The 18,963-nt window shown below is 42.2% G+C and carries 22 protein-coding genes (1 of these 22 running past the window's edge); 4 read left to right on the top strand and 18 right to left on the bottom strand.

Annotated features, from left to right (window positions below):
* Together groL and groES are read right to left on the bottom strand one after the other, a co-directional pair.
* Positions 1-342, bottom strand: the 5' portion of a protein-coding gene (gene groL, locus GOP56_RS18205; RefSeq protein ID WP_003333512.1) for a chaperonin GroEL. It extends 1,293 nt beyond the left edge of the window; only the first 342 of its 1,635 coding nucleotides appear in the window; it begins with the start codon at positions 340-342; the stop codon falls past the left edge of the window.
* 60 nt (positions 343-402) lie between these two features.
* Positions 403-684, bottom strand: a complete 282-nt coding sequence (gene groES / locus GOP56_RS18200) for a co-chaperone GroES (protein ID WP_003333513.1) — start codon at positions 682-684, stop codon at positions 403-405.
* A 323-nt stretch (positions 685-1,007) separates the two neighbouring features.
* Between groES and GOP56_RS18195 the strand changes: the two genes are divergently transcribed.
* On the top strand, positions 1,008-2,276 hold the full coding sequence (locus tag GOP56_RS18195; protein ID WP_163246221.1) for a CAP domain-containing protein: 1,269 nt from the start codon (positions 1,008-1,010) through the stop codon (positions 2,274-2,276).
* A gap of 1 nt (position 2,277) precedes the next feature.
* Here the strand turns inward: GOP56_RS18195 and GOP56_RS18190 are convergent, their stop codons facing one another.
* The 7 genes from GOP56_RS18190 to GOP56_RS18160 all read right to left on the bottom strand — a co-directional run bounded on the left by GOP56_RS18190 (position 2,278) and on the right by GOP56_RS18160 (position 7,135).
* Positions 2,278-2,817 (bottom strand): hypothetical protein, encoded by a 540-nt coding sequence (locus GOP56_RS18190; protein ID WP_003333515.1) that lies wholly within the window; start codon positions 2,815-2,817, stop codon positions 2,278-2,280.
* Positions 2,818-2,984: 167 nt separating this feature from the next.
* Positions 2,985-3,641: a Bax inhibitor-1/YccA family protein gene (locus tag GOP56_RS18185; protein WP_163246220.1), complete on the bottom strand. Its 657-nt coding sequence runs from the start codon at positions 3,639-3,641 to the stop codon at positions 2,985-2,987.
* Positions 3,642-3,760: 119 nt separating this feature from the next.
* Positions 3,761-4,552 (bottom strand): twin-arginine translocase subunit TatC, encoded by a 792-nt coding sequence (gene tatC / locus GOP56_RS18180; protein ID WP_163246219.1) that lies wholly within the window; start codon positions 4,550-4,552, stop codon positions 3,761-3,763.
* A 20-nt stretch (positions 4,553-4,572) separates the two neighbouring features.
* Positions 4,573-4,953 carry a twin-arginine translocase TatA/TatE family subunit gene (gene tatA / locus GOP56_RS18175; RefSeq protein WP_031309706.1) on the bottom strand — a complete coding sequence of 127 codons (381 nt, stop codon included), beginning with the start codon at positions 4,951-4,953 and terminating at the stop codon, positions 4,573-4,575.
* A 17-nt stretch (positions 4,954-4,970) separates the two neighbouring features.
* Positions 4,971-5,972 carry a molybdopterin-binding protein gene (locus GOP56_RS18170; protein ID WP_163246218.1) on the bottom strand — a complete coding sequence of 334 codons (1,002 nt, stop codon included), beginning with the start codon at positions 5,970-5,972 and terminating at the stop codon, positions 4,971-4,973.
* Positions 5,966-6,481, bottom strand: coding sequence for a MogA/MoaB family molybdenum cofactor biosynthesis protein (locus GOP56_RS18165; protein WP_003333521.1), 516 nt, complete (start codon positions 6,479-6,481; stop codon positions 5,966-5,968). The genes GOP56_RS18170 and GOP56_RS18165 overlap by 7 nt, the downstream gene beginning before the upstream one ends.
* Positions 6,482-6,565: 84 nt before the next feature.
* Positions 6,566-7,135: a 5-formyltetrahydrofolate cyclo-ligase gene (locus GOP56_RS18160; protein WP_163246217.1), complete on the bottom strand. Its 570-nt coding sequence runs from the start codon at positions 7,133-7,135 to the stop codon at positions 6,566-6,568.
* A 110-nt stretch (positions 7,136-7,245) separates the two neighbouring features.
* Between GOP56_RS18160 and GOP56_RS18155 the strand changes: the two genes are divergently transcribed.
* Positions 7,246-9,180 (top strand): ABC-F family ATP-binding cassette domain-containing protein, encoded by a 1,935-nt coding sequence (locus tag GOP56_RS18155; RefSeq protein WP_163246216.1) that lies wholly within the window; start codon positions 7,246-7,248, stop codon positions 9,178-9,180.
* Here GOP56_RS18155 and GOP56_RS18150 read toward each other — a convergent pair.
* The 6 genes from GOP56_RS18150 to GOP56_RS18125 form a co-directional block, all read right to left on the bottom strand.
* Positions 9,177-11,537: a hypothetical protein gene (locus GOP56_RS18150; RefSeq protein WP_163246215.1), complete on the bottom strand. Its 2,361-nt coding sequence runs from the start codon at positions 11,535-11,537 to the stop codon at positions 9,177-9,179. The two genes, GOP56_RS18155 and GOP56_RS18150, sit on opposite strands and share 4 nt — an antisense overlap.
* A 329-nt stretch (positions 11,538-11,866) precedes the next feature.
* Complete coding sequence (gene tsaD / locus GOP56_RS18145; RefSeq protein WP_031309704.1) at positions 11,867-12,925, bottom strand: tRNA (adenosine(37)-N6)-threonylcarbamoyltransferase complex transferase subunit TsaD; 1,059 nt, start codon at positions 12,923-12,925, stop codon at positions 11,867-11,869.
* A gap of 16 nt (positions 12,926-12,941) precedes the next feature.
* Positions 12,942-13,412: a ribosomal protein S18-alanine N-acetyltransferase gene (gene rimI / locus GOP56_RS18140; protein WP_035319058.1), complete on the bottom strand. Its 471-nt coding sequence runs from the start codon at positions 13,410-13,412 to the stop codon at positions 12,942-12,944.
* 9 nt (positions 13,413-13,421) lie between these two features.
* The gene (gene tsaB / locus GOP56_RS18135) at positions 13,422-14,135 is read right to left on the bottom strand and encodes a tRNA (adenosine(37)-N6)-threonylcarbamoyltransferase complex dimerization subunit type 1 TsaB (protein ID WP_163246214.1); all 714 of its coding nucleotides are present in this window, start codon (positions 14,133-14,135) and stop codon (positions 13,422-13,424) included.
* Positions 14,116-14,586 (bottom strand): tRNA (adenosine(37)-N6)-threonylcarbamoyltransferase complex ATPase subunit type 1 TsaE, encoded by a 471-nt coding sequence (gene tsaE, locus GOP56_RS18130; protein WP_064019190.1) that lies wholly within the window; start codon positions 14,584-14,586, stop codon positions 14,116-14,118. Before tsaE ends, tsaB begins: the two co-directional genes overlap by 20 nt.
* Positions 14,587-14,651: 65 nt before the next feature.
* Positions 14,652-15,116, bottom strand: a complete 465-nt coding sequence (locus tag GOP56_RS18125; protein ID WP_003333530.1) for a SprT family protein — start codon at positions 15,114-15,116, stop codon at positions 14,652-14,654.
* A gap of 118 nt (positions 15,117-15,234) precedes the next feature.
* On the opposite strand from GOP56_RS18125, the gene GOP56_RS18120 reads away from it, so the two are divergent.
* Both GOP56_RS18120 and cmpA read left to right on the top strand, forming a co-directional pair.
* Positions 15,235-15,570: a hypothetical protein gene (locus GOP56_RS18120; protein WP_022586369.1), complete on the top strand. Its 336-nt coding sequence runs from the start codon at positions 15,235-15,237 to the stop codon at positions 15,568-15,570.
* Positions 15,571-15,681: 111 nt separating this feature from the next.
* The gene (cmpA, locus tag GOP56_RS18115) at positions 15,682-15,807 is read left to right on the top strand and encodes a cortex morphogenetic protein CmpA (RefSeq protein WP_003333532.1); all 126 of its coding nucleotides are present in this window, start codon (positions 15,682-15,684) and stop codon (positions 15,805-15,807) included.
* Between the two features lie 71 nt (positions 15,808-15,878).
* Here cmpA and GOP56_RS18110 read toward each other — a convergent pair whose 3' ends face one another.
* The 3 genes from GOP56_RS18110 to GOP56_RS18100 all read right to left on the bottom strand — a co-directional run bounded on the left by GOP56_RS18110 (position 15,879) and on the right by GOP56_RS18100 (position 18,921).
* Positions 15,879-18,038: a Tex family protein gene (locus tag GOP56_RS18110; RefSeq protein WP_163246213.1), complete on the bottom strand. Its 2,160-nt coding sequence runs from the start codon at positions 18,036-18,038 to the stop codon at positions 15,879-15,881.
* Between the two features lie 229 nt (positions 18,039-18,267).
* Positions 18,268-18,618: a type II toxin-antitoxin system PemK/MazF family toxin gene (locus GOP56_RS18105; protein WP_003333534.1), complete on the bottom strand. Its 351-nt coding sequence runs from the start codon at positions 18,616-18,618 to the stop codon at positions 18,268-18,270.
* Positions 18,619-18,621: 3 nt separating this feature from the next.
* Positions 18,622-18,921, bottom strand: coding sequence for a CopG family ribbon-helix-helix protein (locus tag GOP56_RS18100; protein ID WP_003333535.1), 300 nt, complete (start codon positions 18,919-18,921; stop codon positions 18,622-18,624).
* Between the last annotated feature and the right edge of the window lie 42 nt (positions 18,922-18,963).

The following is an 18,963-nucleotide window of genomic DNA, read 5'->3' as shown; positions in this document are numbered from 1 at the left end:
TACCATTGGGTTTGCACCAGCAGTTACATTTTTTAGACCTTCACGAATCATGGAAGCAGCAAGTACAGTTGCAGTAGTTGTACCGTCACCAGCGATATCGTTGGTTTTAGTAGCAACTTCTTTAACCAATTGCGCACCCATGTTTTCGTATGCATCTTCTAGTTCGATTTCTTTTGCAATCGTTACACCATCATTTGTAATCAATGGAGAACCGAATTTTTTTTCCAGAACAACGTTACGACCTTTAGGTCCAAGTGTTACTTTAACTGCATTTGCAAGAGTTTCTACACCGCGCAACATAGAGCGACGTGCATCTTCGGAGAACTTGATTTGTTTTGCCATCTAATACTCAACCTCCAAATAGAAATATGTGTTTAGGGTAACTCAGTATGTTACGGTACCTTAGCCGATAACTGCCAAAATATCGGACTCACGAAGCACCAAATATTCTTTGTTGTCCAGTTTAACTTCTGTACCAGCATATTTAGAGAAGATTACTTTATCGCCTTCTTTTACTTCAAGGGCGATACGCTCACCGTTTTCAATGCGACCAGAACCCACTGCAACAATTCGACCTTCTTGTGGTTTTTCCTTTGCAGTATCAGGCAAAACAATACCACTAGCAGTTGTTTCTTCTTTAGAAATTGGTTCAAGTACGACACGATCACCTAATGGCTTCAACACAAAAAACACCCTCCTCAAAGATAGTACATAATTTTTCTTAAACGGTTAGCACTCACCTTTAAGGAGTGCTAACACCCAATTCCTATAATAATAAATCACTGAATGCTTTGCAAGTATTTTCAAGTACATTTACAGACAAAAACTTCTATCCCTGTAAGGTCTGGGACTAAGCATCCAGTCTCTTCATACATATATCTTCTGGAACTCTCTTATTCCACCTTCTTTTCTTTTATACAAAACTCTATTTATTAGTTCTATACTTGACGATATTTACTTATAGATACAATAGAGACAGATTGCTAGACTACGAGGAGGAATAGTACATGCCTAAAAAAAGCTGGTTTCTTGTTTCAGCTCTTGGACTTTCACTTTTTGTTTTGTTGCAAACAAGCACGCAAGCCTCATCCGGAATGAAAAGTCATATGAGGATGATCTTCTCTCCTCTTTTTACGAAAACAAGCACGCTACATGCATCAGACTCTGACAAAGCCAAGGGTACTTCTGCTGATGTGATTGAAACAGTAAAAGAAACAACGAAAGCCGTTTTCCTGACAACTCTGACACCTGGGCACACCGCATCTGCTAAATCGCCCCTTCAGCAAAATCAACAAATAGTCACCCCTTCTATGAAGCAAGTTTTATCTACCGCGGAAAAAAGAGAGGCCCCAACGAAGTCCCTTTTTTCTGATCCTATTCTTTTTGGAGTCTCCTTGCATATGAGTTCTCAGCAGGTGGAAGCCACATTAGGTATCCCTGATCGTCAAGAACCTAGCTTATTTGGATATGAATGGTGGATTTATAACAAGAATCCTGATCGTTATGTACAGGTGGGCATTTTAAAGGGGAAAGTAGTAGATGTCTTTTCTAATAGTCCGAAAGCCGCATTAACCAATCAAATACGTATTGGCACTTCATACGATACGCTCAAAAAGAGCTATTCGTTACAGGAGCGCGTTACCTTTTCTTATGAGGATACATTTGTAGAAATAAAAAATGATCGAGCACAGCGACCGTTACAGCTTGTAGGTGATATTCCTGTCTTATTTTACTTGGACAAGCATAATCAACAGAAGGTTACTGGCATCCGCCTCATCGACAAGCTAGTTCTACTTCAGGGTGGATTCTACGAAACGAAGTGGACTTATACAGGGGAAGCACCCAATTTCACTCCCCCTACCCCTGATGCTAAAAGTCAGGAGGAGATTAATCGAGCGATGGAACGGCAGATATTAGATTTAACCAATGTCATGCGCTATCGCTATCAAATTCCACCATTACGTTGGAACGAAAAAGCAGCCATCACAGCCCGTAATCATAGCATCGATATGCAGCGCAATCAGTATTTTGATCATATTTCCGCAACAACAGGCTTATCTCCATTTGATCGACTGAAGAAAAATGGTCTGTCCTATCGAATGGCAGGAGAAAATATTGCCGCAGGATTTCCTGATGCTATAGAGGCCTCTCAAAGCTGGTTAAATAGCCTGGGGCATCGTAAAAATGTGCTTGAAAAGCAATTTGAAGAGCTAGGTGTAGGCGTCTTTTCTGACTACTTTACCGAAAACTTCGTTACGCTCTTTACAACCAAATAAATTATTTCTTGATGAGTTCACGTATCGTATTTACATCTCTGGTAAACTCAGCCAATATGGTTTCCTCACGCTGATTATGCAGGATAAGCCATGGTTTGCGTTGCCCATTCTTTGGCATCACCACAAAAACTCGCGAGATCTGATCTTTTATCTTTTCTTTCGGGACAGATACTTTTATTGGAGGGTCCACAGGGATTTTTAAAATAAAACAATGCTCCAACTGTGGGCTAATATCCTGGACTCTCCCGCTCACTGAGTGTAAAATCGTTTGCGCTTCCTGTTGAAAGAGAGTGCTATTTGAATAATGGGATACAACCTTTTGTTGATCACTATCAAATAGCTCGACATTCTCTCCAGCTATCTGCGCTCCATCTGCATCGTTTCCTGTTGGGGTACCGCTAGTGGCCGTTGCTTGCTCCCCCTTATGTAAGAATGGGAGAATTCCTGAGATTGCACCTGCCTTCATCATCGTGAAACCTGCCACCACCGCCGATACGGATAAAAAAATAGCAGATACTACAATCCACCTTCTTTTTTTCATCTGTTTCACTCCTTTTCAAACCATTTCGTCCATATAGTATTTGCTCAACAAAAAGCAGCTATACCCAAGCAGAGTAAGTCTTTCTGTAAAACAATAAACTTCCAACCATACGCAAAAGCCCCCCTCCTGAAAAAAACTCAGAGGGGGGCACATGCATTTTTTAAGAACTAATCATCACCATTTAAAATTCCTAAAAGACGGAGCAACGACAAGAACAAATTGATAAAATCGAGGTAAAGCGAAATAACAGCCATTGGGACATCTTCTTCTTCTACCCCATGTTTGAACTGAGACACATCGTATAGGATATAGCCGCTAAAAATCAAAATCCCGCCAGATGCTATTAATAGCTGCATTCCCGTTCCTAATGGAATAAACAGATTTAGCACCTGTAAAAGAATCAAGCCAATAAGAGCTGCAAACAAAAAGCCGCCGATTGAACTGAAGTCACGTTTGGACACATAAGCATAACCGGCCAATGAAATAAAGATAACTGTCGTGATGAGGAAAGCTGCGTTAACCAGCAAGGCCCCATTTTTCATTGCGTAGTATTGTAGAGTTGGCCCAAGCGTGATTCCACTGATGAATACAAAGGCAAATAAGAATCCATACCCGATTCGAACACCCTTTCTACGCATAAAAAAGGCGCCAATCAGCATTAGCAATTCAACAACTACCAGTGGCAGGATAAAGGCTGGGGGAACAAATGCTGTTCCTACCGCACTACCAATCGTAGACACCAGCAGTGAAATCGCAAACAATCTCAAAATTTTAGGAAAGTTACTCTCTTCCCGATACACTTGCTCCGAATAATTCTCGTTCAAGCTTAAAGCACCTCCAATTTTTGGTTCCTACTTAAGAATCCTATCGATTCATGACAAGTTCTGCAACTATATTTACACAAAAAGAGCATAAATATAACCTTATGCTCTTTGAAATACTGCTATTTAATTTCAGAATCAGCCTGAACCTCCACGACACCGTATTCACGTTCCCATGCCTCATCCTCTTTCAACTGTCGACGATAAATGACTTTGGACAGAAACACACTAATCTCATACAAAACAAATAACGGAATCATTACGATAAAGTCACTCATGAAGTCAGGAGGTGTAATTACAATCGCAATAAAGGCTAAAATAAAATATGCATATCTTCTTATTTTAGACAGCCTTACCGGATTGATGATCCGTAGCCTTGTTAGTAAAATCACCAGGATCGGGAGTTCAAACAAAAATCCAAAAGGGACAATCATATTAAACATAAAAGAGAAATACTCACCTAATCCCCACATGACTGGAGTACCCAACTGAACGTTAATGTTCGTCATAAACAGAACCACTAACGGGAACACAACATAATAGCCAAAAGCTAATCCAACTAGAAACAACAGACAAATAACGGGAATAAATGATAGGGTTAGCTTTGTTTCATGTGGCTTTAAACCTGGTTTAACAAACGCCCATAGCTGTAACAAAAATACGGGTGTAGTCATTATCATCGAAACCAAGAAAGCAAACTGCATGTACACCTGCAGTGCATCGGAAGGCTTCAAGGAAACTAACGTATTCATAGAAAGATTAGCCATAGGCGTTTGCTGTAGATACATAACAACTGGCCCGGCGTAGTATAGTCCCACTGCTAATCCGATAACAAAAACGAGCAGAACAATTAAAAGGCGATTACGCAATTCACCAATATGTTCCCATATAGTCATATCTCTTTGTTTACCCATCCAACCTGCCTACCTTCTTCTTACGCTTTTGGTTCGCTGGAAGAGGACGCTTCTTTACGCTCCTGTTCGATTTTTGCGCGAATCTCCTTTTCTAGACGCTCGCGTTCCAAACGCTCACGAATTTCACGCTCTAGCTTTTCACGGTCAATTTTCTCGGAGGTCTCCACTGTATCCGCTGGTTTCGCAGTCGCTGCTACCAATTGCTGTTCGGCTGGTTTCTCTTTTTTATTCTCGTCAAAATCATCATTAGCAAGTCCACTTGTAGCTTTTTTGAACTCTCGCAAAGTACTGCCCATAGCTCTGCCTAACTCTGGTAGCTTTTTAGGTCCAAAAAAGATGATCGCTAAAATGATCAGTATAATAAAACCTGAAGCTCCAATTCCACTACCCATAGTTAACATCTCCACTCTTTAAATTATTAACACTTCCGTAAACCACCATAACCAAGTCGTGTCATATCACTTTCTTGGATGCGCTCTCCGTATAGGATTCTAGGCAAAAAAACATCAAACGACGTAACAGGCTCATGCATCACCGCTCCAGGTAACCCTAGAATAGGGGTATCTCCTTTATAGGCGATCATTAGCATAGAACCAGGCAACATCGGCGTACCATACCGTATAACATCAGAGCCTACACCAGCAATTGCCCCGGGGGTTTTATCATCTGGATCAACAGACATACCGCCTGTTACACAGATGAGATCAACTCCTTGTGCCAGGAAATACTCTATCTCATGTTGTATCATCTCTTTATCATCTGGGGCAAAACGTTGCTCAACTACCTGAGAGCCTAGCGCTTCTACCTTAGCTCTAATAGCAGGACCAAACTTATCTTGGATTCGTCCCTGATAAACCTCACTTCCTGTCGTAACCACTCCTACCCTGCGAGCAGGAATGGGCAACACATCCACGATCGGCCCTTCAAACTGCTTAGCCAAACGTTCTAAAACGAGAATGTTTTCTTCTTTCATAATCAAAGGGATAATGCGAGTAGCAGCCACAGACTGCCCCTCTGTTACCACTTGATTCGTTAGGATAGTGGAAAGGGCTATACCTTCTAATTCATTTAAAGTATGAACGGCCTGCTCATTGATTTTACAAAGTCCGTTCGTTTTTGCCTTCATTGAAACCTTACCTTCGTAAGGCTCTGTTAAAAGAAGGTTTGTACCTGCAACAGCTTGGGCAATTCTTTGACCTGCTTCTTCCTCATGGATAAAGCCCGGAGGCATATCCATAATATAAATATGCTCTTTTCCTATAGAAAGCAGTGGTTCTATGTCTTCTGCTTTAATAACATGCCCTTTTTTAAACAGCCTACCCTTGAACTCCCCGGGTAAAATCTGCGTCATATCATGAGGCAAAATCATGCCCACCGCTTCGCGGACAGGCACGACTTTAAAGTTCGGCTTCTCTACCATCCGATTCCACCCCAGTCTTCACCGGCTTCTTCTGAGCCCTGCAAAATATGCACAGCGTCCGGCAGCATGTCTGCAATAGCTATAAAGCAGACCTCGACTCCTTTGGGGTTTCCTGGTAAATTGAAAATCAAACTGTTGCCCCTCGTCCCTGCAACAGCACGTGTTAACATAGCGCGGCGAGATTGCTTTAAACCTGCACGACGCATCTCCTCCGCTAAGCCAGGTACTGGACGATCAATTACCCATGACGTTACTTCTGGTGTAACATCCCGCGGACTCAATCCTGTTCCACCTGTGGTAATGAGAATATCGCATTTTTCTCGATCCACCAATTCGATCATATGCTCCTTCAGTTCTTCCATATCATCCGGTAAACAACGATAAATAATGTTTTCCGTATGCAAGTGCTGTTTGACTAAGCCGCGCACCAACTGAATTCGATCATCCTCTCTTTCCCCACCAGCGATTGAATCACTAGCCGTAATGATACCTATTTTCCATCCTGACATGTTAAACCCTCCTCCAATACCATCACAATTATACAATACCATCTTTTTGGGAATGGTGTAATGTATGTCCAAATTGTTTCAAATTCAGATAATTCCCTCTTCGGTGACAATTTGATCCAAATGGATATCAAAAGGCTCCATCGGTACCTTTTCAATCACCTGCATAGCAAAGCAAAATCCAATTCGTCTAGGTTCATGCGGCAGGCTTTGGAAAAATCGGTCATAATAACCGGCTCCATAGCCTAAGCGCCCTTTTTGCCGATCAAAGGCTACTCCTGGAACGATCACTACTTCAATCTCTGACAGCTTCAGCTCTGTTGAACGTGTGGGATCTGGCTCCCAGATACCGTAAGCCCCCTTCTTCAAGCTACTTCTGCTCTCATATGTATAAGGTAATATTTTTTTTTGCTCTCGATTTGTCAGGGGAAGAGCAACCTTTATGTCACGCTCTCTTGCATCTTCTATAAAAGACCACGTATTGATTTCACTTCCAAACGAACTAAAACACATAATCGTTTGAGCTTCTTTTATAGCTTTGATACTCCATAAATGCTGTGTAGCCTTATCGGATTTTTGCTCGCGATCCTCTTCACTCAACAAATCCCGCGCGCTAATCATCACCTGTCTCAAGCGTTTCTTCTCTAGCATGTGCATACTTTTCCCCCTTTATTTGCCCACCTATTGATCGGCTCCCCTTGTTCCCGACCTCTGCTTTAGGTACACTGTTAGGATAGATATCTGAATATCATCTCGGGGTGAAAGCTATGATTTTATTACAAGCAGAGCGCATATCGAAGTCATATGGTGTTGAAACCATTTTACAGGATATATCTTTACAAGTACAAACGTTAGAACGGATCGGTTTGGTTGGAGTAAATGGAGCCGGGAAATCTACGCTGATGAAAATTATAGCAGGCGAACTTAGCTATGATAGCGGAGTGCTTCGTAAACCAAAGGATGTAACAATCGGGTACCTAGCCCAAAACAGCGGTCTGGAATCCAATAACTCCATCTGGGCAGAGATGCTTCTTGTTTTTGAGCATCTTCAATCAGAGGAAAAAGAGCTACGCAAGATGGAAGCTATGATGGGCGATCCCGCAGTCTTTGAGGACGAAAAAAAATATCAGCAGATTATGGAGACCTATTCACATCGCGTGGAAGCCTTTAAAGAAAAAGGCGGTTATAGCTATGAAGCTAGTATTCGCGGTGTACTTCACGGTCTTCGTTTTTCAGACATGGATTATGAAACACCTATTTATACGTTAAGTGGTGGGCAAAAAACACGTCTGGCATTAGCGAAGTTACTTCTTCAGTCACCTGATTTATTGCTGTTAGATGAGCCTACGAACTATTTGGATATCGAAACTCTATCCTGGCTAGAGGTCTATTTGCAAAATTACAAGGGCGCTATCCTAGTCGTTTCCCATGACCGTTACTTTTTAGATAAGCTAGTAAATATCGTCTATGAAATCGAACGTCATCAGGCGCAACGCTATGTAGGCAACTACAGCCGCTATTTGGATCAAAAGGCTATGCGTTTAGAGCAGGAGCTGCGCCGTTTTGAAAAGCAAGAGGAAGAAGTCGCTAAATTAGAGGATTTTATTCAGCGCAATATCGCTAGAGCATCTACTACCAAACGAGCGCAAAGCAGACGAAAAACACTTGAAAAAATGGATCGAATGGATAAACCGATTGCGGGTAACAAATCTGCCCATTTCTCCTTTGAAATTGCCAAAATGAGCGGAAATAACGTGCTTAAGGTTCGAAATCTTGCCATTGGCTACGAGGAGGTCACGCTTTCCTCTCAGTTGACCTTTGATTTAGAACGCGAAGAGCGCGTTGCACTAGTAGGACCAAACGGGATTGGAAAATCTACTTTACTTAAAACGATTGTGGGTCAGCTTACAGCTAAACAAGGACATACAGAGCTAGGAAGTAATGTAACCATTGGCTACTATGATCAGGAACAACGCGAGTTAAATATGAGCAAAACCATTTTGGCAGAGCTATGGGATGATTATCCTCAGATGCAGGAGAAAGAGGTCCGCACCATTCTTGGAAACTTCTTGTTTAGTGGCGATGACGTGTTAAAGAGAATTGGCGACTTGTCCGGCGGCGAGCGCGCACGTGTCTCTTTGGCTAAATTAATGCTAAAGGAAGCCAATTTCTTGATTTTTGACGAGCCGACTAACCATCTGGATATCATCAGTAAAGAGGTATTAGAGAATGCCCTATATGACTATCCTGGCACGATTTTATTTGTATCCCATGACAGATATTTTCTAAACAAAATGGCTACTCGCGTTTTAGAGATGTCTCCAACTGGAGTAACAAGCTACCTTGGTAATTACGACTACTATCTGGATAAAAAACAAGAGCTTGTAGAACAAGCTCAGGAAAAGGTGGAACAGGCAAATCCAAAAGCCTCAGCAGCCAGACCAAGCACTCCAGAGAAAAGCACCTATGAGCTTGATAAAGAAGCGAAGCGTAAAGAGCGCCAACGCCAACGACGTTTAGAAGAAATTGAAAAAAGCATTCAGGATAACGAGGAAAAAATCGCTACCTGGGAAGAAGAATTATGCCATCCTGATGTTTATTCTGATCATGTTGAAGCCCAGAAACGTAATGATCTGATTAGCCAGGCTCGAACAGCTATTGATCATTTGTATGCAGAATGGGAAGAGCTATCAATGGACTAATACTTTCTAGCTATCTTATCTTCCTGTAGAGTTAAGAGTAGTGCAGGACTTACAAAAAAAATGATCGACGTGGCCGCTGACACAATACCTGAATCATTTAAAAAAAGGCCAGCCAACGATCCTGCCATGATCCCGCTAAAACCCATAACCAAGGCGGGATAGCTGGCATACAATCTACGCATATACTGCTGCGGATAAAAGCTGATGACACTGACAATAAACAGGGATAGAAAAAATACCTTACTCCATAAAGAAACACGGATTAGGCGAAGGTTCATTTCCAGCTTCCGCTGAATAATCTGCCCCACTTCTATCCAGTTACCCGTTATAATGTCATGAGCAACTTTACCTACATGAGTCATTGGTTGCATCGAAAACAGATGAATAATAAGTAAACTCGCCATACCAACTAATAAGCTTCCTCCTATCAAGAGGAGGCTTATTTTGCGTAGACGGATTTGATAAAATCGAAGCAATGTAACCACATACGCGAGTCCAGTTGCTAAAAATCCCCCTGCATTCGTACCATACTGAGGAGAAGCCAGATACCATAGAATGATACCCATACATACGATAAGCAAAATCAGTCCCACTAGAGATAGGTTCGTCTGTTCATTTTTTATTTGCTTTCTTTCCCGTTCTTGTTCCCATTGATAAAATGCAGCAAAAAAAAGCAGGCTGGCTCCAATTAATACCCCCTCATATTCGTTACCCATTCCATAAAAACGCGCCCCAATGACCGGGTCATACCCGAGGAAAGAACGCTTCATTAAGTGAGCGCCCGTAAATCCATCTACTAATAAGCCGATCGTCGTACATACCCCTATCAGAAAAAAACCAGTTGATAGCGAGAGACGGCATAACCAGTAAGCCATTCCCCCAGCTACTATACCTAACAGCGAAAGTGTAGCAAGAACAGGTAAAGAGATATCCACAAGAGGCTCAAGCAAAAGCAAAAACGGGACTAATAGCAATGCGGTAAGCAATAGCCTTACAAATTTACGAACACGCACTGAAACCGCCCTAGATTGATACTGATAGCGATACCATAATAAAAGCCCCAACAATAAGCCAGCCAACTGAAGGATGACGAAGCTATAAATAATACTTGGTCTGTTCGCATATATACGATGAATGCGGTCTATTTTTTGGAAAAAGGAAGAGATTCTCCAATCCGACTGATTGTCTTTCACCTGCGTTACTTCAGTCGTAGAAATGAATGGGATTGGTTGATTCGTTGCAGGATGAATCACATGCCCAATTACATGTTCGGGTAAAGGCAGATGAATCCAATGGTAAACGGTTGGTAATAGATCCAATCCGCTCACTAGTCCTGGCTGACGTGTGGTTATGGACGTTAACTCGCCTGTTTTTACTCCTGAATATGTCCACATGAGAAACGGCGTCAATATGCTCTTTTCTTTGATAGCAATTGGATTAGCATCTGCAGAGAGCAGCAGAAACATTTGTCCAGGTTGTAGTTTAGCTATAATCTGACCTGCTATCTTTGCTAAATCACCAATAATTTGCTGGTACATCTGTTTAAAATGCGAGGGTGACATTTCAGGCATTTGTCTGTATAGTCTTGCCAAATCCCCATATTGCCAAATGATTAAGCTTGAGCTTTTATCCCCTGCGATCTGTTGTAACACAACATCCTTCTTTGTACGCAGACCATAAGGATAACGCAAGTCCTTTTCCAGCAGCATATCGGGCGATACCATTCCCTTTCTGATCTCTCCCGTTGAAGTAACCCCCAATAACGAGGCATGTCGTTGCTTCTTTTCTCCGTAATCAGCATTTCCGTAAAAAGCTACCGTACCATCCACACGTTCAATGCCATCTCCCATTAATCCAATTTTGGCTGTATACGGCTTGTTTTCATTATCTCTTTGCAAACGGAAAATACCGGGATAGAAGAGCGCACTTTTTTTGTTAATCGTATGCGGATTCGTCAAGCGACTCATTCGTTGTTCTGCTGTTTCGTTATTGCTTGTGGATTCATTATGCTGGTACAACGTTTCGCTGGCTTCTGTATATTGAGCCTGTCCTCCGCTACCCATCAATAAATATCCATTCGCGGCCGTTCGTGGTCCCGCAGTTCGCATCGTTAATGCTGCATAGCCCGCCTTATGCATATGACCAGCAAAAGGCTGACGGTACCGTAGCTCTTGAAGATCATTGAAAGAAAACATATCCACAGCGAGTATCATTACCTGTCGATTCTTTATAGAAATAAATGGTGTGGTTAATAGCGGAGATGTTGGATGCGAAGAGGTGGCAAATGCCGCTTTTGGAAAGCTGATCTCAAGAATGACAACCAATATAAGCATCCACCGAAGCAACTTTATTTTCATAAAGGTATTCCCCCTGTTAATAACAAGAAGCTGAATGATTATGCCGAATAATGTTATATGCATTTTTTCAACAGATTTATCCACAGTAAAAACAGCCTTTTCAACAGAAAAAAAACCATAAATAAGAGATTTATGGACTGAACATCATTGTTATCCACATTATCCACAAAGATATTAACAGATTTATTACGTTTGTTAAGAAATGATTGTGGATATTGTTCATAAGTTGATTTCAAACCCATCGACATCCTTAGTAGCTTTCCCATCTCTCCTAGACCAATTCCTTTTATGGGGATAATGAGAACAAAAAAACCCTTTTTAGCTTTATACTAAAAAGGGTTGGTCAATTCTAATCCAGGAACACCATTTAAATCAAGATCAGCAAATTTTCCCTGTTGGTATGAGACAAATCCAGCCGCCGCGATCATAGCAGCATTATCTGTGCAAAGAATAAGTGGCGGGATAGTTAGAGCCAGTCCTTCCTTTGCGCACCGCTCACGTAATGCTGAACGTAGTCCTTTATTTGCTGCTACACCACCAGCTAATAAGATTTGTTTAGCCTGATATTCTCTTGCAGCTCGAATCGTCTTTTCTACTAAAACCTCAACTACTGAAGTCTGGAAGCTTGCTGCCAGATTGGCCGCAGGAATTTCTTCTCCTCGCTGTTTTGCATTGTGAAGCGTGTTTAATACAGCCGATTTCAAGCCGCTGAAGCTAAAATCATATGAATCCTTCTCTAGCCAAGCTCGTGGCAGACTAATACTTGCTTCCCCTTCATGAGCTAGCCGATCAATATGCGGTCCACCTGGGTAAGGCAATTCCAATGAACGGGCAACCTTGTCATAAGCCTCTCCGGCCGCATCATCACGGGTTTCCCCTAAAATCTCAAAATGCCCATGCTCTTTCATATAGATTAACTCTGTATGTCCGCCAGAAACAACTAAACTGATCAGTGGGAATTGCATTTCCTCCACCAAGCGGTTCGCATAAATATGCCCCGCAATATGATGAACCCCTATAAGAGGAATTCCTTTTGCAAAGGAAATGGCCTTCGCAGCTGCTACACCGACTAGAAGCGCCCCAACTAATCCCGGGCCATAGGTCACTGCGATAGCAGAGATATCGTCCCAGCTTTTATTAGCAAGCTCTAGTGCCTCTTCTATCGTCACCGTAATATTTTCCACGTGTCTGCGAGAAGCAACTTCAGGTACGACCCCCCCGAAGCGTTTGTGTATATCAGCCTGAGAAGCAATCACGTTGGATAAAATGGTGGTGCCATTCTCAATAACGGCTGCCGATGTCTCATCACAGCTCGTTTCAATGCCTAAAATACAGACTGGTCGATTCGATTGTAATTGTTGTTCATAACGTTGTTGTACCCGCTTCATATAGCGAGATTGTCGATTACTCTTCACGTAAATTCACCCACATAATAATGGCATCTTCGTTATTATCGGAATAATATCGTTTTCGTCTTCCGTGTTCTTCAAAACCTAATTTTGTGTATAAGTTCCGAGCTACTTCATTAGAAGGGCGCACTTCCAAGGTCATTTTTTCGCCGCCCAGCACCATCGCAAGGGCCATCATCTGTTTCATGAGCCGTAATCCTACCCTTTGACCACGTACATCGGGATGAATACAAATATTGGTGATATGAGCCTCGTCAATAATCAGCCACATTCCACAATACCCTACAACCTGTCCGTCTAGTATGGCTACTATATATTTTGCATTCGGATTAATGGTTAATTCATTAATAAAGGCTTCTAATGGCCAGGGAGTCGGAAAACAAATACGCTCTAGCTCAGCAATTCTTTCCACATCATCTAATGTCATGTAACGAAATTCTATCTGCTTTGATAGTGTCTCACTCATGTAATATCCCTACTTTTCCTGTTTCGCTATCCATTTGGCTTCCGCTTCTGCCAATTGTAGATACTCAGGTACTAAGTCATGCGCAGGAATGCCCTTTCCTTCCTTCAACTGTTGAAGCCCCGTCCATGCCAAGGGTGCTGCTCTTGGATGATTGAAGGCAGGGGTTGCAAACATCGCCTTTTCTCCCAGCACATCGCTAATGACGTCACGATGTTTGTCCAAATCTTCTCCTAAAAATAGCAAGGGCTCACCAGATGTTTCTTGTTGGAGCAGATCCAACCAATCTGTAAGCAATATAATTCGTTCAGGAAGCAAAGCGTCTAGCGTCTGACAATCCTTGCTTCGATACAGGCCTGTGTATACTTGACCTCGCCTTGCATCAAAGAGCGGGACAATTCCTCCTGTAAAAGAAAGAGCATTCATTCCTACCGCTTCTAGGCTAGAGATACCAATCACAGGAATCCCAAGAGACCAAGCCATGCTTTTCGCCGTAGCTACCCCAATCCGAACTCCTGTGTAAGAACCAGGTCCCTTTGCTACAGCAATTCCTGTCAATTCTGCCGGGTCAATATTTAGTTCATCTAGCAGCGTGGATATCCCGTCCATTACTGTGACGGAATGATTTTTATTTAAATTACTTGTCCATTCTCCCCGCACTCGTGAATCATCGACCACAGCGACGCTAAGCACGAGATTGGAGGTATCAATTGCCAGCACGCACATGTTGATCAATCTCCTTACCTACCTGTTCACTTCGTTTTCCTACTACCTCAAGTCGGCATAGGCGAACATTCTCTCCTTGTTGAAGCAAATGAATCGTCATTCGATCCTCCGGTACATGATCCGGGATTAAAGAGGCCCATTCTACAACACAAACACCTTCACCATAAAAATACTCATCAAGCCCTAAATCATCCACCTGATCAGCGACCCGGTATACATCCATATGATAAAGCGGCAAACGTCCAGCATACTCTTTAATAATTGTAAAGGTTGGACTATTGACCACACGTTTCACCCCGAGTCCCCGTGCCAATCCTTGTGTAAACGTGGTTTTACCAGCCCCCAAATCCCCTTCCAACGCCAAGAAATCCCCTGGCATCAAAAGCTGAGCTAGTTTTTCTGCGAATTCCTGGGTCGCTTGCTGACTAGTAAATTCAAATTCATACGTCATTGCCTTGCCATTCCTCCATTCTTTTTATTATAGCCCTGTCGAAAATGGCATGTAAAGGCGGGTTCCTATCCCTGTGACAAGGGCTCGATACGTAATTTACCTCGACACCTGCCACACACATAGCGAGCTAGGTTAATCTTTCTCTTTCTTTTATACGAAAATCCACAGTCCGTGCAGATTAGTTGATAGCGATATGGCAGCACGATTTTTTGTCTGCTAAGTCTGGAGCAGTATCTTGCTCCACCTACCTGCTGTAATAATTGAATAAAATCCGGATCACGATGTCGATAGCCCTTTCCTTCCAGATGAAGGTGATAATGGCATAGTTCATGCTTAATGATACCAATCAGTTCTTCCTTACCATGTTCTTGAAGATGAAGGGGATTAAACTCAAGATCATGCGAACGCAATAAATATCTACCACCAGTCGTGCGCAAACGTGAGTTAAAACGAGCATGATGACGAAACGGCTTGGCAAAATCACCTACCGATATCTCTTCCACTAGTTTTTGCAATTCCTTATCGTTCACACACGTCTCCCCCTAGTCTTTCCGACTGTACTTACTATAACAAAATCTCTTGAATTCTGCTTGAAGGATACGCTACACTTGTGCATGAACGCAAGTCAATTTACAGATGGAGGCTTTCATGCGCTACCTACTTTTGCAAAAGAAGAGCGAGCTTTTTTTTGTACAAATGCCGTCATCACATATGTATCAGCTTTTAGCCCTGCTTAAACGGCTACAAAAAGAACATAACAAATTAACCGTAGTCACTAGACCCGAATTACCGTATATGCTATGCGAATGTAGTGATCTTGAACTTCTTTCAAAAGAACTAAAGATTGTAGATGGTCTTTCCTATCTGAATGAATTAGAGTCCAGCTTTTCCTGTTTGAATGAAACAGAGTACCCCCTCCGTTCCTTATTAACCGAAATTCGCGCTCTGCAAGCACAATTAGAAGGGTTAGCAGAAGACGAATAGAATGCTATCTTGTACCCAGACATTAGAATTAGGTAATGACCTATACAGACAGGTACCTTCACCTTTCTTCCTGCATACAATGCCAGTAAGAAAGCGCAGGAGGTATTTTTTATGCCACAATGGATGCGTAAACAGCTACAACGCGCCTTCTTTGGGAAGGATGTAAGACAAATTCGATTGCTAAACAGCTGTTGGTTTCTATATTTAGAAAAGCAAAGTAGCCGCCCTGAGGAATAGGACGGCTTTTTGTCCGCTTAGAGACATTAACTAGTAAAAAAACCTGCTCTTTTACAAAATAATGATTGGCACTATTCTTCGGGAGAAATCATGGTCATACCAACCCGCTGACGTTTCTCGTCAATATCCATTACCCAGACATCAACGATATCTCCAACTGCTACAACATCAAGAGGATGTTTTACGAATCCCTTTTTCAACTGAGAAATATGGATCAGCCCATCATTTTTTAGCCCGATATCAACAAATGCACCAAAATCAACCACATTGCGAATCGTACCCTGCATCTTCATTCCCTTGCTCAGGTCTGTTATTTTCAAAACATCTTTACTTAACAGCGGCTTAGGCAGCTCATCACGCGGATCACGTCCTGGGCGTAAAAGGCTATCTACAATATCTTTTAAGGTTGGTTCACCAATCTCAAGCTCTGCTGCCATTTGTGGCAAAGAAATATTCATGACCTGCTTCTTACAAGCCTCACTGCCAATTTCCTCAGGCTGGATTTGTAAATGTGTTAACAGCTTGTACGTAACCTCATATGACTCTGGATGAATAGGAGTACGATCAAGAGAGTTCTCTCCGTCCATAACACGCAAGAAGCCGATGCATTGCTCATAGGTTTTAGCACCCAACCGAGGTACCTTTTTTAATTGGGATCGGTTTGAAAATTTCCCATTCTCTTCACGAAGTTTCACAATATTTGATGCTACTTGCTTGTTTACTCCGGATACATATTGAAGCAAAGAAGCAGAAGCTGTATTCACATCCACTCCGACGTGATTAACTGCTGATGATACCACGAATTCAAGACTTTCCGCTAAACGAGTTTGCGATACATCATGCTGATACTGTCCAACACCCACTGATTTTGGATCAATTTTTACCAATTCAGCCAGCGGATCTTGTAAACGGCGAGCGATAGAAATAGCACTTCTTTCTGCTACATCCAATTCAGGAAACTCTTCCTTCGCTAACGCTGACGCCGAATACACAGATGCTCCTGCTTCATTCACAATGATATAGGAGACATCACGCTTTGCTTCTTTTAATACATCAGCGATAAACTGTTCAGTCTCCCTAGAAGCTGTACCGTTCCCGATTGCAACTACATCTACCTGATATTCATCAATAATTTTTTTCACGGTTTCACTAGCTTCTTTGACTTTGCTTACTGGTGGCGTTGGATAAATCACATTTATGTAAAGCTTTTTACCCGTATCATCCACCACGGCAAGCTTACAGCCAGTACGAAACGCAGGGTCAACACCCAATACCACTTTTCCTTTAAACGGAGGCTGAAGCAGCAAGTTGCGTAAATTCTCAGCAAAGATGTGAATCGCTCTCTCCTCAGCTACCTCTGTCAATTCATTCCTTACCTCACGTTCAATAGAAGGAGCAATTAAACGCTTGTAGCTATCCTCAATTGTTTGCTTGATTGCATCCTCAACGACCGTCTTCTGGGTTAGTATTTTTCTTTGTAGAAATGCAATGATATCCTCCCCAGGCGTTTCTAAAGAAACCTTAAGAATCCCTTCCTTTTCACCACGATTGATGGCCAGAACGCGATGAGGAACCACTTTTTTGACCGGCTCGGAGTAACTATAATACATTTCATAAACATTTTTTCCGTCTTCTTCTTTTTCCTTTTGCTCCGTGAGCAGGATAGCTTTCATGAACGTTTTTTCACGAATCCATTTCCGATATTCTGCATCATCGGAGATTTGTTCAGCAATAATATCCATTGCCCCCTGCAAGGCATCTTCTGCTGTTTCAACACCTTTTTCGGTGTCTATATAACGACTAGCTTCTGAGGAAGGATCACCTGTCTGCGGTAAGGACAGTATATAAGCGGCAAGAGGCTCTAATCCTTTTTCTTTGGCAATCGTAGCACGTGTACGGCGTTTTTGCTTATAAGGACGATAAAGATCCTCCACCTCCTGAAGCTTGGTGGCTTTTTGAATTGCGATTGATAATTCTTCTGTTAGCTTTCCTTGCTCCTCAATTAAACGAAGAACCTCTTCTTTTCTGACAATTAAATTTCGTAAGTAACGTACACGTTCTTCAATAGTCCGTATTTGTGTCTCGTCTAATTGACCAGTCATTTCTTTTCGATAGCGAGAAATAAATGGAACGGTATTTCCTTCATCAAGTAAGGTTATTGTGTGTACGACCTGCTGAACACCTACACCTAGTTCTCGTGCAAGGGTGGCAGCCATTTGTTTAACATCCATGTACCTATCCTCCCAAGGTTTACAGAAGTTCTCAATCTTTTTACATCTAACTAGTATGATAGCCCCCTGAGGTTTCGTTTACAAGTTTACCTAGGCTGGAGGACAGGGTTTCCCCTAGATTTTGTAAGGATCTACGTTGTAATAAAGAGACTTCCAGCTCTGAAATCTACTCTTGATGAAAAAAGGACCCTTCGCCTTTAATCGCGAAAGATCCTTTTTTCATCCGTTATTAAAAATCTATTAATCCGAGGCTGATCTGAAGTGATTCATTCACTCTTTCCATCATCTCATCGTCTAGATGAGTGATTTTATCAGTCAACCTTTGCTTATCAATGGTTCTTATTTGTTCCAATAAGATGACAGAGTCACGATCAAACCCATATGTTTTTGCATCGATTTCCACATGCGTAGGCAGCTTTGCCTTTTGAATCTGAGCAGTGATCGCAGCGACGATAACCGTCGGACTAAATCGATTTCCAATATCGTTTTGTATAACTAATACCGGTCTAACTCCACCTTGCTCGGAGCCAACCACAGGGGAAAGGTCCGCGAAAAATACATCGCCACGTTTAACATTCACATACTACACCCCGCTAACTAAGCGGTCTAAGGTAAGATCGGCTTCCTCTTCTGCTTCAAAAGCCTCCGATGCCATATTGAGATTGATTTTAGCCATTTCCAAATAGCCACGTTGCATTGTTTCTCGTATAAAGCGTTTTTTTCGTTCCTTGAGGTAGAGACTCATCGCTTGACGAATCAATTCACTTCGGTTTGATCTCTCTTTCTGCACGACGCCGTCTACCTCTTGCAATAAATGTTGCGGCAAACTGATCATGATACGTTTTGTATTGCTTTTAGACAAGACAAATCCACCTCCAGCCATGACCGTACCCTCTGTTCTCGAACGCTTTCCGTTCTCTTCTGA

The organism is Brevibacillus sp. 7WMA2 (assembly GCF_010748895.1).
In the GTDB taxonomy this organism is placed as follows: Bacteria; Bacillota; Bacilli; order Brevibacillales; family Brevibacillaceae; genus Brevibacillus_B; species Brevibacillus_B halotolerans.
This window is presented reverse-complemented; position numbering and strand designations above follow the sequence as displayed.

Excerpts from the sequence above, each read along its gene's own strand:
- GOP56_RS18195 (WP_163246221.1), top strand. The coding sequence starts at position 1,008 with ATGCCTAAAAAAAGCTGGTTTCTTGTTTCAGCTCTTGGACTTTCACTT.
- GOP56_RS18190 (WP_003333515.1), bottom strand. The coding sequence starts at position 2,817 with ATGAAAAAAAGAAGGTGGATTGTAGTATCTGCTATTTTTTTATCCGTA.
- tatC (WP_163246219.1), bottom strand. The coding sequence starts at position 4,552 with ATGGGTAAACAAAGAGATATGACTATATGGGAACATATTGGTGAATTG.
- tatA (WP_031309706.1), bottom strand. The coding sequence starts at position 4,953 with ATGTTAACTATGGGTAGTGGAATTGGAGCTTCAGGTTTTATTATACTG.
- GOP56_RS18170 (WP_163246218.1), bottom strand. The coding sequence starts at position 5,972 with ATGGTAGAGAAGCCGAACTTTAAAGTCGTGCCTGTCCGCGAAGCGGTG.
- GOP56_RS18165 (WP_003333521.1), bottom strand. The coding sequence starts at position 6,481 with ATGTCAGGATGGAAAATAGGTATCATTACGGCTAGTGATTCAATCGCT.
- GOP56_RS18160 (WP_163246217.1), bottom strand. The coding sequence starts at position 7,135 with ATGCACATGCTAGAGAAGAAACGCTTGAGACAGGTGATGATTAGCGCG.
- GOP56_RS18155 (WP_163246216.1), top strand. The coding sequence starts at position 7,246 with ATGATTTTATTACAAGCAGAGCGCATATCGAAGTCATATGGTGTTGAA.
- GOP56_RS18150 (WP_163246215.1), bottom strand. The coding sequence starts at position 11,537 with ATGAAAATAAAGTTGCTTCGGTGGATGCTTATATTGGTTGTCATTCTT.
- tsaD (WP_031309704.1), bottom strand. The coding sequence starts at position 12,925 with ATGAAGCGGGTACAACAACGTTATGAACAACAATTACAATCGAATCGA.
- rimI (WP_035319058.1), bottom strand. The coding sequence starts at position 13,412 with ATGAGTGAGACACTATCAAAGCAGATAGAATTTCGTTACATGACATTA.
- tsaB (WP_163246214.1), bottom strand. The coding sequence starts at position 14,135 with ATGTGCGTGCTGGCAATTGATACCTCCAATCTCGTGCTTAGCGTCGCT.
- tsaE (WP_064019190.1), bottom strand. The coding sequence starts at position 14,586 with ATGACGTATGAATTTGAATTTACTAGTCAGCAAGCGACCCAGGAATTC.
- GOP56_RS18120 (WP_022586369.1), top strand. The coding sequence starts at position 15,235 with ATGCGCTACCTACTTTTGCAAAAGAAGAGCGAGCTTTTTTTTGTACAA.
- cmpA (WP_003333532.1), top strand. The coding sequence starts at position 15,682 with ATGCCACAATGGATGCGTAAACAGCTACAACGCGCCTTCTTTGGGAAG.
- GOP56_RS18110 (WP_163246213.1), bottom strand. The coding sequence starts at position 18,038 with ATGGATGTTAAACAAATGGCTGCCACCCTTGCACGAGAACTAGGTGTA.
- GOP56_RS18100 (WP_003333535.1), bottom strand. The coding sequence starts at position 18,921 with ATGGCTGGAGGTGGATTTGTCTTGTCTAAAAGCAATACAAAACGTATC.